General features: G+C 74.2%; 12 protein-coding genes. 6 read left to right on the forward strand and 6 right to left on the reverse strand.

All coding sequences use genetic code 11. The features are described 5' to 3' along the window. Positions 1-25: 25 nt before the first annotated feature. A complete protein-coding gene (locus K7I03_RS10335; protein ID WP_185940194.1) occupies positions 26-286 on the reverse strand; it encodes a GntR family transcriptional regulator in 261 nt (86 codons plus the stop codon). Positions 287-417: 131 nt separating this feature from the next. On the opposite strand from K7I03_RS10335, the gene K7I03_RS10340 reads away from it, so the two are divergent. Next, positions 418-1,254 (forward strand): class I SAM-dependent methyltransferase, encoded by an 837-nt coding sequence (locus tag K7I03_RS10340; RefSeq protein ID WP_185940195.1) that lies wholly within the window; start codon positions 418-420, stop codon positions 1,252-1,254. A 19-nt stretch (positions 1,255-1,273) separates the two neighbouring features. Here K7I03_RS10340 and K7I03_RS10345 read toward each other — a convergent pair whose 3' ends face one another. Then, complete coding sequence (locus K7I03_RS10345) at positions 1,274-1,777, reverse strand: Uma2 family endonuclease (protein ID WP_185940210.1); 504 nt, start codon at positions 1,775-1,777, stop codon at positions 1,274-1,276. A gap of 261 nt (positions 1,778-2,038) precedes the next feature. Here K7I03_RS10345 and K7I03_RS10350 point away from each other — a divergent pair, with 261 nt between their 5' ends. Continuing rightward, positions 2,039-2,398: a hypothetical protein gene (locus K7I03_RS10350; protein ID WP_185940196.1), complete on the forward strand. Its 360-nt coding sequence runs from the start codon at positions 2,039-2,041 to the stop codon at positions 2,396-2,398. A 56-nt stretch (positions 2,399-2,454) separates the two neighbouring features. On the opposite strand, the gene K7I03_RS10355 is transcribed toward K7I03_RS10350, so the two are convergent. The 3 genes from K7I03_RS10355 to K7I03_RS10365 all read right to left on the reverse strand — a co-directional run bounded on the left by K7I03_RS10355 (position 2,455) and on the right by K7I03_RS10365 (position 6,950). After that, on the reverse strand, positions 2,455-3,315 hold the full coding sequence (locus K7I03_RS10355) for an MBL fold metallo-hydrolase (RefSeq protein ID WP_185940197.1): 861 nt from the start codon (positions 3,313-3,315) through the stop codon (positions 2,455-2,457). A 73-nt stretch (positions 3,316-3,388) separates the two neighbouring features. Continuing rightward, entirely contained in the window at positions 3,389-5,806 is a 2,418-nt protein-coding gene (gene lon / locus K7I03_RS10360; protein WP_185940198.1) for an endopeptidase La, read from the reverse strand. 37 nt (positions 5,807-5,843) lie between these two features. Then, complete coding sequence (locus K7I03_RS10365; protein WP_224346983.1) at positions 5,844-6,950, reverse strand: helix-turn-helix domain-containing protein; 1,107 nt, start codon at positions 6,948-6,950, stop codon at positions 5,844-5,846. Between the two features lie 158 nt (positions 6,951-7,108). Between K7I03_RS10365 and K7I03_RS10370 the strand changes: the two genes are divergently transcribed. Then, complete coding sequence (locus K7I03_RS10370; protein WP_185940199.1) at positions 7,109-7,984, forward strand: NAD(P)-dependent oxidoreductase; 876 nt, start codon at positions 7,109-7,111, stop codon at positions 7,982-7,984. A 263-nt stretch (positions 7,985-8,247) separates the two neighbouring features. Here the strand turns inward: K7I03_RS10370 and K7I03_RS34295 are convergent, their stop codons facing one another. Beyond that, positions 8,248-9,546, reverse strand: a complete 1,299-nt coding sequence (locus K7I03_RS34295; RefSeq protein ID WP_398856934.1) for a rhomboid-like protein — start codon at positions 9,544-9,546, stop codon at positions 8,248-8,250. Between the two features lie 173 nt (positions 9,547-9,719). On the opposite strand from K7I03_RS34295, the gene K7I03_RS10380 reads away from it, so the two are divergent. From K7I03_RS10380 to K7I03_RS10390, 3 genes are all read left to right on the forward strand, one after another. Then, positions 9,720-10,571, forward strand: coding sequence for a spermidine synthase family protein (locus K7I03_RS10380; protein ID WP_221902402.1), 852 nt, complete (start codon positions 9,720-9,722; stop codon positions 10,569-10,571). Positions 10,572-10,661: 90 nt separating this feature from the next. Beyond that, entirely contained in the window at positions 10,662-11,399 is a 738-nt protein-coding gene (locus K7I03_RS10385) for a response regulator transcription factor (RefSeq protein ID WP_171168803.1), read from the forward strand. Between the two features lie 16 nt (positions 11,400-11,415). Continuing rightward, positions 11,416-12,507: a sensor histidine kinase gene (locus tag K7I03_RS10390; RefSeq protein ID WP_185940214.1), complete on the forward strand. Its 1,092-nt coding sequence runs from the start codon at positions 11,416-11,418 to the stop codon at positions 12,505-12,507. Positions 12,508-12,558: the final 51 nt, after the last annotated feature.

Below are 12,558 nucleotides of genomic sequence, written 5' to 3' on the forward strand. Positions count from 1 at the left end.
CTCCGTCACGCGTCGGCGGGGCCGCCTACTCGGCCGGCTCGGTGACGAACGTTCCCTTGGCGGGCAGCGTCACCAGCAAGCCCCGCTCCCGCAGTTCCTGGATGGCTCGCCGAACGGTACCGATGGCCACGCGGTACTCCTCCGCCAGGTCCCGCTCCCCCGCCAGCCTGGCGCCCGGTCTGAGTTCACCCGCGACGATGCGAGCCGCGATGTGGTCGGCGACCTGCATGTAGACGTAGACCGCTTTGGTCGGGTCGATGGACGCCGCGCCCTGCTCACCTGCCATGGCAGTCAACATAGAGCAAGGAAGCGCTACACGGGCGGCACGGCGATGCCCGGGAGGGCGCCGCGCGCCGGGACAGGCGGCGGGCGACTGATCTGACACCGCCCTTAGCGACCGCCTCGTAGAGTGCCGCCATGACGCGCAGCGACAACGACCGGCCCGGCGAGCCGGACCGCGCCCGGCGGGCGGTCTTCGGCGAGGCCGCCGAGGAGTACGACGCCGCCCGGCCGGGATATCCGGCGCAACTCTTCGCCGACGTGCTGGAGTTCGCGCGGCCCGGCACGGAAGGGGACGTCGAGGCGCTGGAGGTCGGCGCGGGCACCGGAAAGGCGACGCTGGCGTTCGCCGCGCTCGGCGTCTCGGTGACGGCGATCGAGCCGGACCCGCGCATGGCCGCCATCCTGGCCCGGCACCGCGCCGACCGCCCCGGAATCACCGTGCACCCGGGCGAGTTCGAGACCTGGGACCCCGCCGGCCGCCGCTTCGACCTTCTCTTCTCCGCCCAGGCGTGGCACTGGGTCGATCCGGAAGTGCGCTGGTCGCGCGCCCGTTCCGTACTCCGCCCCGGCGGCGCGCTCGCCCTCTTCTGGAACGACTGGTACGTCACCGACGAGCCCCTGCGACAGAAACTCGTCGCCGTCCACGACCGCTTCCTCCCCGCACGCCCCCCGCACTCGATCCTCGACGAGCAACCCCGCGAGTCCGTCCGCGACGAGCACGCCTGGGTGACCGCGGAACTCCGCGCGGACCCCGGCTTCACCGACCTCGGTCACCGCCTCTACTCCACGACGCACGAACGCTCCACCACCGGCATCACGGCCCTGCTGACGTCCCTGTCCTTCTACCGCGCCCAGCCGGAGGACACCCGCCGCAGCCTGCTCGCGGAAGTCGCCCGAACCGTCGACGCCCACGGCGGACGCGTCGGCCTGACGACGCAGTCGGTGCTGTTCCTGGCCCGGACACGGAGCTGAGGCGGCCGGGCCGCTCCGGTCACTCGTGGGCGAACTCGGCGGAGTCCAGCACGAGTCCGACGACCGTGCCCGCGAGGTCGACCGGATCGCCGAACTTCACGGCGGGCTCCAGGCGGTACGCCCCGCCCTCGGGGTCCGTGCAGACGTGGCAGAGTCCCGTGTACGGGTCGACGATCAGGAGGACCGGGACTCCGGCGGCCGCGTAGGCGTCCTTTTTGGGCCCGTAGTCGTTGCGTGCGGTGTCCTTCGAGATGACCTCGGCGACGAAGGCGACGTCCTGGTACTTCCAACGGCCCTTGGCGTTCTTCTCCGCGCCTTCCTTGAGGAGAACGACATCGGCGGCGAAACCGTTCAGGTGGCCGGGGAAGTCGATGCGGACGTCCGACAGCAGCCGGCGGCGGGGGTACCTCGCGCGGAGCTGCTCGACGACGTTGGCGGTGAGGTCCCAGTGGTTGTCCCGTTGCGGCCAGAAACAGACCGCTCCCCCGACGACCTCCACCTTCCAGCCCTCGGGCACGGGCATGCGTTCAAGCCATGCGAACAGCGTGTCCAGACTCAACCCGTCGGTCACCGTGTGCTCCTCTCCCCCGCCGCCGCGCGGCGCGGGCGGCCGCGGGGTACAACGCGGCGCACGGCGCCCCGGCACGCCCCGCCCGGCGAGAGCCGCGTCACTCGTCCACCGCGCCACGCGTCCACCGCCCCCGTCCGCCCTCCCGCACACCGCTCAGCGCCGTCGTCGCACAGCCGCTACCGTCGGCTCCACCGCACCGACCGAGGAGGAGCCATGCGCCCAGCAGACGGCGGACAGCCGTCCGAACTCGTCCCACGCCCGGGCACGACCGTTTCCGCGCTCGGTGCCGCACTCGCCCGGGTGGCTCCCTCCCGTCTGACCGAGTTCCGGGCAGGCCTCCACGCGGCCCTGACCGCCGCCGCGCAAGACGGCTCGTCCCAGCCGGTCCGGTTCTTCCGGACCACATGGGCCACCGAGATCGAGATCGAGCGCCGGCCGGCTCTGGCCGTCCGCTACCGGGCGGCGCTGGACGCGGCCAACACTCTCGACCGCGACGACCCCCGCTGGCGTGCCGCCATGGACACCTGCCTGGCGCTGTACCAGGAGGCCCGTTCCGCGGCGACCGGCGAGTGACGTCCGAGGCCGGGAACGGGCCCCGCAGGGCTGCCCCTTACTCGCGGTGCTGCCCCCTACTCGTCCACCGCCTCCCACGCCACCCCGCCGTCCTCCGTCCGGCGGACGCGGCCGAAGGGGACGTCGGCGAAATGGATGCCGAAGCCGAGGGTGTCGGGCTCGGTGAGGCGGGTGACGAGGTCGTGGCGGAAGGCGGCGGACTGCTGCCCGTCGTGGTCGACGACGGCCGACCAGTCGGGGTGGGCGACCTGGAGGGGCGTGTGCATCGCGTCGCCGAAGGCGATCAGGCTGCGGCCGCCGCCGGTGATGACATAGGCGGCGTGGCCGACCGTGTGGCCGGGGGTGAACAGGGCCCGGACGCCCGGGAAGATCTCCTCGCCGTCGGCGACCGTGCGCACGTCGGTCGCTATGGCGGCGAGGGTCTCCTCCGGCACACCGTGCTCCACCGCGAGGTGCCGCCCCTCCCACTCCGGCTCCGCGACCAGGTGGGTCACGCCCGCCGCGGTCAACTGGGCGGACCAGCCGATGTGGTCGCGGTGGAAGTGCGTGATGGCGACCGCTTCCAGGGCGGCGGGCGGGCGGCCGAGGGCGGTGAGGTGGTCGAAGAGGGCGCCGCTCTCGACCCTACCGACGGGGCTGCCGGGCGCGGCCGGCAGCGTGACCGGGCCGAAGCCGGCGTCGATCAGCAGGGCGCGGTCGCCGTGCTCCACCAGCAGGCCGCCCACGCCGGCCACCAGGTAGCCGTCGGTGTCGAGGTATTCGGGGTGGGCGGCCCAGTCCTCGTCCGTGGTGGCCGGGAGCCAGCCTCGCGGCGACAGCTGGACGACGCCGTCGGGCACGTAGGTCACCTTGGTGTCACCGAGGTGGAGGGAACGGATTCCGGCAGGGCGGGTGAGGCGTGCGTCAGTGTTCGTCACGCTACGAACAACAGGCTGTCAGAGCGCGGCATTCCCACGCCCTGACGGCCCGTCAGATTTTCTTCTCCCTGTTTTACGCGGCTACCGTCACCCCGGCCGTCGCCGGCGCGGTCGCCGGTTCCAGTGCCAGCTCCAGCACCTGCCGGACGTCCGACACCGCGTGGACCTCCAGCTTCTCCAGGACCTCGGCCGGGACGTCGTCGAGGTCGGGCTCGTTGCGCTTGGGGATGACGACGGTGGTGACGCCCGCCCGGTGCGCCGCCAGCAGCTTCTGCTTGACGCCGCCGATCGGCAGGACCCGCCCGGTCAGCGAGACCTCGCCGGTCATCGCGACGTCCGGGCGGACCCGGCGGCCGGAGAGCAGGGACGCCAGGGCCGTCGTCATCGTGATGCCCGCGCTCGGACCGTCCTTGGGGACGGCGCCCGCCGGGACGTGCAGGTGGACGCCGCGCTCCTTGAAGTCACCGACTGGAAGCTCCAGTTCCGCGCCATGCGAGCGGAGGAAGGAGAGGGCGATCTGCGCGGACTCCTTCATCACGTCGCCGAGCTGGCCGGTGAGGGTCAGGCCCGCGGCGCCCGTCTCCGGGTCGGCGAGGGACGCCTCGACGAAGAGGACGTCGCCGCCCGCCCCGGTGACGGCCAGGCCGGTGGCCACGCCCGGGACGGACGTGCGCCGCTCGGCCGGGTCCTGGGCGGACTCGGGAGTGTGGTGCGGGCGGCCGATCAGCGGGCGGAGCTCGTCCACGCCGATGGTGAAGGGCAGCTCGGACTCGCCGAGTTCGTTCCGCGCCGCGACCTTGCGGAGCAGCCTCGCCAGGTACCGCTCCAGGGTGCGGACGCCCGCCTCGCGGGTGTACTCGCCGGCGAGCCGGCGCAGCGCCGCGTCGTCCACCGTGACCTCGCCGGGCTCCAGACCCGCCCGCTCCAGCTGCCGGGGCAGCAGGTGGTCACGGGCGATGACGACCTTCTCGTCCTCGGTGTAGCCGTCGAGGCGGACGAGCTCCATCCGGTCGAGCAGGGGCTGCGGGATGGCCTCCAGGACGTTGGCGGTGGCGAGGAAGACCACGTCGGAGAGGTCGAGTTCGACCTCCAGGTAGTGGTCGCGGAAGGTGTGGTTCTGCGCGGGGTCGAGGACCTCCAGGAGGGCCGCGGCGGGGTCGCCGCGGAAGTCGGAGCCGACCTTGTCGATCTCGTCGAGGAGGACGACCGGGTTCATCGAGCCGGCCTCCTTGACGGCGCGCACGATACGGCCGGGGAGCGCGCCGACGTACGTGCGCCGGTGGCCGCGGATCTCCGCCTCGTCGCGCACGCCGCCGAGCGCCACCCGGACGAACTCGCGCCCCATGGCCTTGGCGACGCTCTCGCCCAGCGACGTCTTTCCGACACCGGGCGGGCCGACGAGCGCGAGCACCGCGCCCCCGCGCCGCCCGCCGACCACGCCCAGCCCCCGGTCGGCACGCCGCTTGCGCACCGCCAGGTACTCGGTGATCCGCTCCTTGACGTCGTCCAGGCCCGCGTGGTCGGCGTCGAGCACGGCCCGGGCGCCCGGGATGTCGTAGGCGTCCTCCGTGCGCTTCGTCCACGGCATCTCCAGGACGGTGTCGAGCCAGGTGCGGATCCAGCCGCTCTCGGGGCTCTGGTCGGAGGCCCGCTCCAGCTTGTCGACCTCCTTCAGGGCCGCCTCACGGACCTTCTCCGGCAGGTCGGCGGCCTCCACCCGGGCGCGGTAGTCGTCGGACTCCCCGTCCGCGTCCCCGTTGAGCTCGGCCAGCTCCTTGCGGACGGCCTCCAGCTGGCGGCGGAGCAGGAACTCGCGCTGCTGCTTGTCGACGCCCTCCTGGACGTCCTTGGCGATGGACTCGGCGACGTCCTGCTCGGCGAGGTGGTCGCCGAGCTGCTTCACGGCGAGCTTCAGCCGCGCGACCGGGTCGGCGGTCTCCAGCAGCTCGACGCGCTGGGCGACGGTGAGGAAGGGCGAGTAGCCGGAGTTGTCGGCGAGCTGGGAGACGTCGTCGATCTGCTGGACGCGGTCGACGACCTGCCAGGCGCCGCGCTTGCGGAGCCAGCTGGTGGCGAGCGCCTTGTACTCCTTCATCAGCTCGGTCACGGCGCCCGGCAGCGGGTCGGGGGCGGTCTCCTCGACGGCCGTGCCCTCCACCCAGAGGGCGGCGCCCGGCCCGGTCGTCCCGGCCCCGATGCGGACGCGGCGGACGCCGCGGATGAGGGCGCCCGGATCGCCGTCGGAGAGCCGGCCCACCTGCTCCACCGTGCCCAGGGTGCCGGTGCCGGCGTAGGTGCCGTCCACCCGTGGAACGAGCAGCACGCGCGGCTTGGCCCCGCCCTGCGCGGCGGCCTGCGCGGCCTCGACGGCGGCCCGGACCTCGGAGTCCGTGAGGTCCAGGGGGACGACCATCCCCGGCAGGACCACCTCGTCGTCGAGCGGCAGCACGGGCAGGGTGAGCGGTGCGGACGCCATGGACTCAGCAGGCATGATCTCCCCTTCGGCAGGCAAGTTGAGCTATGCAGACTCAATGTCCTTGCGCGGGGAGATGTTCCCGCAGGCGTGTTCGCTGTGAGCGATCAGGTGCGCCTTGGGTCTCAGTGCCCCGCCCGGGCCGTACCGTCCGGCCCGGGCGGGCCGTTCGGCCCCCGTGCCCCGGGAAGGCGCGGCGGTAGTCCGTCGGGGTGACGCCGAAGTGCAGTGTGAAGTGGCGGCGCAGGTTGGCGGCCGTGCCCAGGCCGCTCAGTTCGCCGACGCGTTCCACCGGGAGGGCGGTGGCTTCGAGGAGGGACTGGGCGCGGGACAGGCGCTGGGAGAGGAGCCACTGGAGGGGGGTGGTGCCGGTGGCGGCCTGGAGGCGGCGGAAGAAGGTGCGGGGGCTCATGCCGGCGCGGGCGGCCAGGTCGTCGACGGTGAGGGGCTGGTCGAGGCGTTCGGTGGCCCACTGGAGGACGGGGGCCAGGCCGTCGTCGCCGGTCTCGGGGACGGAGACCTCGACGAACTGGGCCTGTCCGCCGGGGCGGTGGGCCGGGACGACGAGCCGCCGGGCGAGCTGGTTGGCGACGTGCGCGCCCAGGTCGCGGCGGACGAGGTGGAGGCAGAGGTCGAGGCCGGCCGTGACGCCGGCGCTGGTGAAGACAGTCCCGTCGTCGACGTAGAGCACCGAGTCGTCCACCTCCACCTCCGGGTGGCGGCGGGCCAGGGCCTCGGTGTGCATCCAGTGGGCGGTGGCCCGGCGGCCGTCGAGGATCCCGGCGGCGGCCAGGGCGAAGGCTCCGGCGCACAGGGAGACCATGCGCGCGCCCCGGTCGGCGGCGCGTCGGAGCGCGCGGAGGAGCTCGTCCGGCAGTTCGCGCTCTCCGTCGACGCACGCCTCCGGAACGGACGGGATGATCACGGTGTCCGCGCCCTCCAGCCCCTCCAGCCCGTAGGGGGTGCGCAGGGTGAAGCCGAGCGGGCCGGGCGGCGGCTGGTCCGGGGACGGGCCGGCGGCGCAGAGGCGCAGGTCGTACCAGGGGTCGGCGAGATCCGGGTGCGGGATGCCGAAGACCGTGCAGACCACCCCCAGTTCGTACAGGTCCCAGTAGGGGATGTCGTCGTCGATCACTGCCACGGCCACGGAACCAGCGCTCATAACGGGTCAGCCTAGTGGCAGGAATTTTGCGGAGGCGGTCAGTCCTGCCACTGTCGGGGCCGCACGGGCGGTGGAAACGTAGGGGTCACACGAGAGCACGTCCTGAGAGCACGTCCTCTCAAGTCCCGGTACTTCCCCACGAAATGGGTGACTTTTCCATGAGCACGAAGGTGACCGTCCTCGGCCTGGGTTCGATGGGCACCGCGCTGGCCGGTGCGTTCCTGGCGGCCGGCCACCGCACGACCGTCTGGAACCGCACGGCGGGCAAGGCCGCCGCCCTGGTGGAGAAGGGCGCCGCCGAGGCCCCGGACGCCGCCGCGGCCGTGGCGGCGAGCCCGCTGGTGGTCGTCTGCCTGGCCACCTACGACACCGTCCACGAGGTCCTGGACCCGCTGGCCGGCGAGCTGGCCGGCCGGACCGTCGTCAACCTCACCTCCGGCACCCCGGAGCAGGCCGCCGAGGCGGCCCGCTGGGCCGAGAAGCACGGCTTCCGCTACCTCGACGGCGCGATCATGACGACGCCGCCCGGCGTCGGCAACCCCGACTTCATGTTCCTCTACAGCGGCTCCCCGGAGGCCCTCGCCGAGCACCGCGCGACGCTCGCCGCCCTCGGCGACCCGGTGGACCTGGGCACCGACGTCACCCTGGCCTCCCTCTACGACACCGCGCTGCTCGGCCTGATGTGGTCCACGCTCGCCGGCTGGGCGCACGGCGTGGCGCTGGTCGGGACGGACGGCGAGGGCAAGGCCGCGGCCTTCACCGCGGTCGCCGGCCGCTGGATGCGGGCCGTCGAGTTCTTCATGAGCACCTACGCCCCGCAGGCCGACGCCCGCAGCTACCCGGGCGACGACGCCACGCTCGACGTCCACCTCGCGGCCATCGAGCACCTCGTGCACGCCAGTGAGGCGCGCGGCGTGGCCTCCGGTCTGCCCGAGCTGTTCCAGGGCCTGGTCAAGCGGGGTGTCGACGCCGGTCACGGCGGCGACAGCTGGGGCCGGCTGGTGGAGTTCGTCCGGGCGGAGGGACGCGCGTGAGCCCCCTGAGCGTGCCGGGCACCGCTCTCGCCCTCGACTGGGCCGCTCTGGTCACCGAGACCGCCGAGCGGACCACCGCCTTCCTCGACGGCCTGGCGCCGGCCACGGCCTGGTCGCGGCCGGCCGGCCGGCTGGAGTGGTCCTGCCACGCGACGCTCGACCACCTGGCCCTCGGCATCACCGGGTACGCGGGCCTGCTCACCGCCAAGCCGCGGGACCGGTACATCACCCTGTTCGCCTCACTCGACCCGCAGGCCCCGGTCTCAGCCCGCCTGGAGGGCATCCGCGTCGCGGCGTCGTTCCTCGCCTCCGCCGTCCGCGCCGCCGCGCCCGAGGACCGGGCCTGGCACCCCTGGGGCCACTCCGACGGACCCGGCTTCGCCGCCATGGGCGTGGTGGAGGCCGTCGTCCACACCCATGACATCGCCACCGGCCTGGGCGTCGGCTGGACCCCGCCGGACGAGCTGGCCGGCCCCGCCCTCGCCCGGCTGTTCCCCGGCGTCCCGCACGAGGACGAGCCCGGCCTGGCCCTGCTCCGCGCCACCGGACGGATCGCGCGGCCCGGGGAGCGGCACCTCGCCGAGTGGAGCTGGGACGGGACCGTCCGCTGAGGCGGTGCCGTCCGCTGAGGCGGTGCCGTCCGCTGAGGCGGTGACGCCCGCCGGGGCGGTGACGCCCGCCGGGGCGGTGACGCCCGCCGGGGCGGTGACGCCCGCCGGGGCGGTGACGCCCGCCGGGGCGGTGACGCCCGCCGGGGCGGTGACGCCCGCCGGGGCGGTGACGCCCGCCGGGGCGGTGACGTCCGGGACGCCGGCGACGGCCGGCGCGGGCCGGAGGGGAGCCCGCGCGGCCGGCGCCGCGTCCCGGACGTCACCGCGCAGCAGCAGCTCGCAGGCGACGCCGGCCAGCAGGGCGATCGGATGCCCCCAACTGGCCAGCGGATCCGCCAGCTCCACCAGGTCCTGGGCGCACATCAGGGAGGCGGCGCCCAGCAGCGTCCACTTCCAGGGCGGGCGCTGGAGGCTCGCCAGCGCGCCGAGACAGGCCATCAGGCCGAAGCTGATGCCGTAGTCGAGCCGGTGCAGCGAGTCGGCCGGCAGCCGGCCCGCGGCGACCGCGCCGGCCACCGGCAGCTCGGTGGCCAGGGTCGCCAGGACGTGGCCGAGCAGGAAGACACCGGCCGTGCGCAGCCCGCCCACCCGCCGCTCCAGGGCGCCGAGCACCGGGGCGAACGCCCAGCCGAAGAAGGACCAGAGCCCGCCGGCGACCCACAGGGCGCTGGCGAACAGGACGACCAGCGGCCGGTCGGCCAGATGGGCCGCGTCGGTGCTGGAGTCGCGCAGCAGCTGGTTGACGGTGGACTCGTCGCCGAGCTCGGCGTAGACCGCGGTCGCGAGCAGGACGAGGCCGTAGCAGAAGGTGAAGGGCGTGGCCCGGGGGGTGGGGACCAGCTGCCGCAGCCCGTGGAGCCGGGCTCTGAGCGGGCGCGCCGGCCGCCGTCCGGCGGCGGTGCCGTCGGCCGGCGCGGGGGCGCCCGCCTCGGCGGGATCAGCGGCGGTCACTCGGCCGGGCTCCCTTCCGTCGACGTGCCCGGGGCGTGTCCGGACCTTCCCGGGACGCTCCGGACGGCCCGCCCGGCGGCGGGCCGCAGTACGAACAGTACGGGCCCGGGCGTCCGCCGGACCCGTCTTCGGTCCGTGAACAAGGCCACGCCTGTCAACCTCATAACCTTCGGATGCGTCCGTCGAACATCAACGGTCTCCGGAGGTCTCCCGTGCCCGTCCCGTATGTCCCGAATGATCCCGTGACCACCCTCGACCGCCGCGACGGTCCCTACGGCGAGGTCGTCCTGCGGCGGCGCGGCCCGGCGGAGGGGGCCCCGCCGGTGTACGAGATCATCGCGAACGGCTGCTTCCTGATGGACACCTCGGACGGCCGCTCCGAACGGCTGCTGGTGGACGCCGCGCTGAGGGCGCTGCCGGCCGGGCGGCCGGAGCCGGCGGTGCTGATCGGCGGCCTGGGCGTGGGCTTCTCGCTGGCGCACGCGGCGGCGGAGCCGCGCTGGGGGCGGATCACGGTGGTGGAGCGCGAACGGGCGGTGATCGACTGGCACCGCGCGGGCCCGCTGTCCGCCGTGTCCGGCGCGGCACTGGCCGATCCGCGGGTACGGATCGAGGAGGCGGACCTCCTCGCGTACCTGGACGCCCCGGCCCCGGCCCCCGCCACATCCCTGGACGCCCCAGCCCCCGCCACGTACCCGCACACCCCGGCCGCCGCCCCCGCCGCGTACCCGGGCGACACCGCCCCCGCCCCCGGCCACCACTACGACGCGATCTGTCTCGACATCGACAACGGCCCCGACTGGACCGTCACCGAAGACAACAAGGGCCTCTACTCCCCCACCGGCCTCGCCGCCTGCCGCGCCCGGCTCCGTCCCGGCGGAGTGCTCGCCGTGTGGTCCGCACAGCCGTCCGAACGGTTCGAGGAAGCCCTCCGGAATGCCGGGTTCGCCGGGGTAACCACCGAAGAGATCATCGTTGCCCGAGGCGTCCCCGACGTCGTCCACCTCGCCGTCCTCGCCGCGTAGCCGTCCCCCGCCACCTGCCCGTACCCTGCTTGCCACAGTGGGAGGACCGGCACCGGAAGACGCTGGGGACGACGGCTAGGGGCGGGGCACATGGAGCAGACACACACGGGCCCGAGCGGCGCCGCAGCCTCCGCCGGGGCACAGCGGCGGGTACTGATCGTCGAGGACGACCGGACCATCGCCGACGCCATCGCGGCACGGCTGCGGGCCGAGGGGTTCCAGGTGCGGACCGCGGGCGACGGGCCCGCGGCCGTGGACACCACCGAGGCGTGGCAGCCGGACCTGCTGGTGCTGGACGTGATGCTGCCGGGCTACGACGGCCTGGAGGTGTGCCGGCGGGTCCAGGCCCGCCGCCCGGTTCCGGTGCTGATGCTCACCGCGCGCGACGACGAGACGGACATGCTGGTCGGCCTGGGCGTCGGCGCGGACGACTACATGACCAAGCCGTTCTCCATGCGCGAGCTGGCGGCGCGGGTGCACGTCCTGCTGCGCCGGGTGGAGCGGGCGACGCTGGCCGCGCACACCCCGCGCAGCGGCATCCTGCGGCTGGGCGAGCTGGAGATCGACCACGCGCAGCGCCGGGTGCGGGTGCGCGGCGCGGACGTCCACCTGACGCCGACCGAGTTCGACCTGCTGGTCTGCCTGGCGAACACCCCGCGTGCCGTCCTCTCCCGGGAGCAGCTGCTGGCCGAGGTGTGGGACTGGGCGGACGCCTCCGGCACCCGGACCGTCGACAGCCACATCAAGGCGCTGCGGCGCAAGATCGGCGCGGAGCGGATCCGCACGGTGCACGGTGTGGGGTACGCGCTGGAGACCCCGGCGGCATGAGAGGCATGGTCGGGGGATGACGGGCGGCTGTCCACCAGCGGGCCTGCTGAGCCGCGCCTGGGAGGCGCTGCGCCCGCTGGATCCCTACCGGTCGGTCAAGGCCGCGCTCGGGTGGCTGGTGGTCGGTTCGGTGGTGATCACGACGTTCCTGGTGTTCGTCGCGTTCCGGTCGGCGACCGGGCTGCGCGTCATCACCGTCTTCTCGATCATCGCCTCGCTGCTGATCACCCAGTTCGTGGCGCACGGCCTGACCGCGCCGCTGGACGAGATGACCGAGGTCACCCGGGCGATGGCGCACGGTGACTACACCCGGCGGGTGCGGGACGGGCGGCGGGACGAGTTCGGCGACCTGGCGCACGCCTTCAACCGGATGGCGGCCGATCTGGAGGCGGTGGACACCCACCGCAAGGAGCTGGTCGCCAACGTCTCGCACGAGCTGCGCACGCCGATCGCCGGGCTGCGGGCGGTGCTGGAGAACGTGGTGGACGGCGTCTCGGCCGCCGATCCGGAGACCATGCGGGCCGCCCTCCAGCAGACCGAACGGCTGGGGCGGCTGGTGGAGCAGTTACTCGACCTGTCCCGGCTCGACAACGGTGTCGTGCCCCTGCACGCCCGCGGCTTCGAGGTCTGGCCGTACCTCGCGCAGGTGCTGAAGGAGACCAGCATCGCCTGCGGCACCGGCGCCGCGCCCCGGGCCGCCCGCAAGGACGTCCACCTGCACCTGGACGTCTCGCCGCCCGACCTGACCGCCCACGCGGACGCGGAGCGGCTGCACCAGGTGGTCGCCAACCTGGTGGAGAACGCCGTCCGGCACAGCCCCCCGCACGGCCGGGTGACGGTCCGGGCCCGGCGCGGCGAGGGGCCGCAGTCGCTGGACCTGGAGGTGCTGGACGAGGGCCCGGGCATCCCGCCGGCCGAGCGGCACCGGGTCTTCGAGCGGTTCAACCGGGGCGGCTCCGGGCAGCACGGGCCGGGCAGCGACGGGGGGACGGGGCTGGGGCTCGCCATCGCCCGCTGGGCGGTCGACCTGCACGGCGGCAGCATCGGCGTGGCCGAATCCCCCCGGGGCTGCCGCATCCGGGTCACTCTTCCAGGACGAGCCTCGTGATCCGAGTTGACGTAGGGTCGAAGACGGAAGCACACGTTCATCCGGATGTGG

This window comes from Streptomyces mobaraensis (assembly GCF_020099395.1).
In the GTDB taxonomy this organism is placed as follows: Bacteria; Actinomycetota; Actinomycetes; order Streptomycetales; family Streptomycetaceae; genus Streptomyces.

What these genes read in the sequence shown, in the direction of transcription:
- K7I03_RS10335 (WP_185940194.1), bottom strand. Translation starts at nt 286, where the DNA reads ATGGCAGGTGAGCAGGGCGCGGCGTCCATCGACCCGACCAAAGCGGTC.
- K7I03_RS10340 (WP_185940195.1), top strand. Translation starts at nt 418, where the DNA reads ATGACGCGCAGCGACAACGACCGGCCCGGCGAGCCGGACCGCGCCCGG.
- K7I03_RS10345 (WP_185940210.1), bottom strand. Translation starts at nt 1,777, where the DNA reads ATGCCCGTGCCCGAGGGCTGGAAGGTGGAGGTCGTCGGGGGAGCGGTC.
- K7I03_RS10350 (WP_185940196.1), top strand. Translation starts at nt 2,039, where the DNA reads ATGCGCCCAGCAGACGGCGGACAGCCGTCCGAACTCGTCCCACGCCCG.
- lon (WP_185940198.1), bottom strand. Translation starts at nt 5,806, where the DNA reads ATGCCTGCTGAGTCCATGGCGTCCGCACCGCTCACCCTGCCCGTGCTG.
- K7I03_RS10365 (WP_224346983.1), bottom strand. Translation starts at nt 6,950, where the DNA reads ATGAGCGCTGGTTCCGTGGCCGTGGCAGTGATCGACGACGACATCCCC.
- K7I03_RS10370 (WP_185940199.1), top strand. Translation starts at nt 7,109, where the DNA reads ATGAGCACGAAGGTGACCGTCCTCGGCCTGGGTTCGATGGGCACCGCG.
- K7I03_RS10380 (WP_221902402.1), top strand. Translation starts at nt 9,720, where the DNA reads ATGCGTCCGTCGAACATCAACGGTCTCCGGAGGTCTCCCGTGCCCGTC.
- K7I03_RS10385 (WP_171168803.1), top strand. Translation starts at nt 10,662, where the DNA reads ATGGAGCAGACACACACGGGCCCGAGCGGCGCCGCAGCCTCCGCCGGG.
- K7I03_RS10390 (WP_185940214.1), top strand. Translation starts at nt 11,416, where the DNA reads ATGACGGGCGGCTGTCCACCAGCGGGCCTGCTGAGCCGCGCCTGGGAG.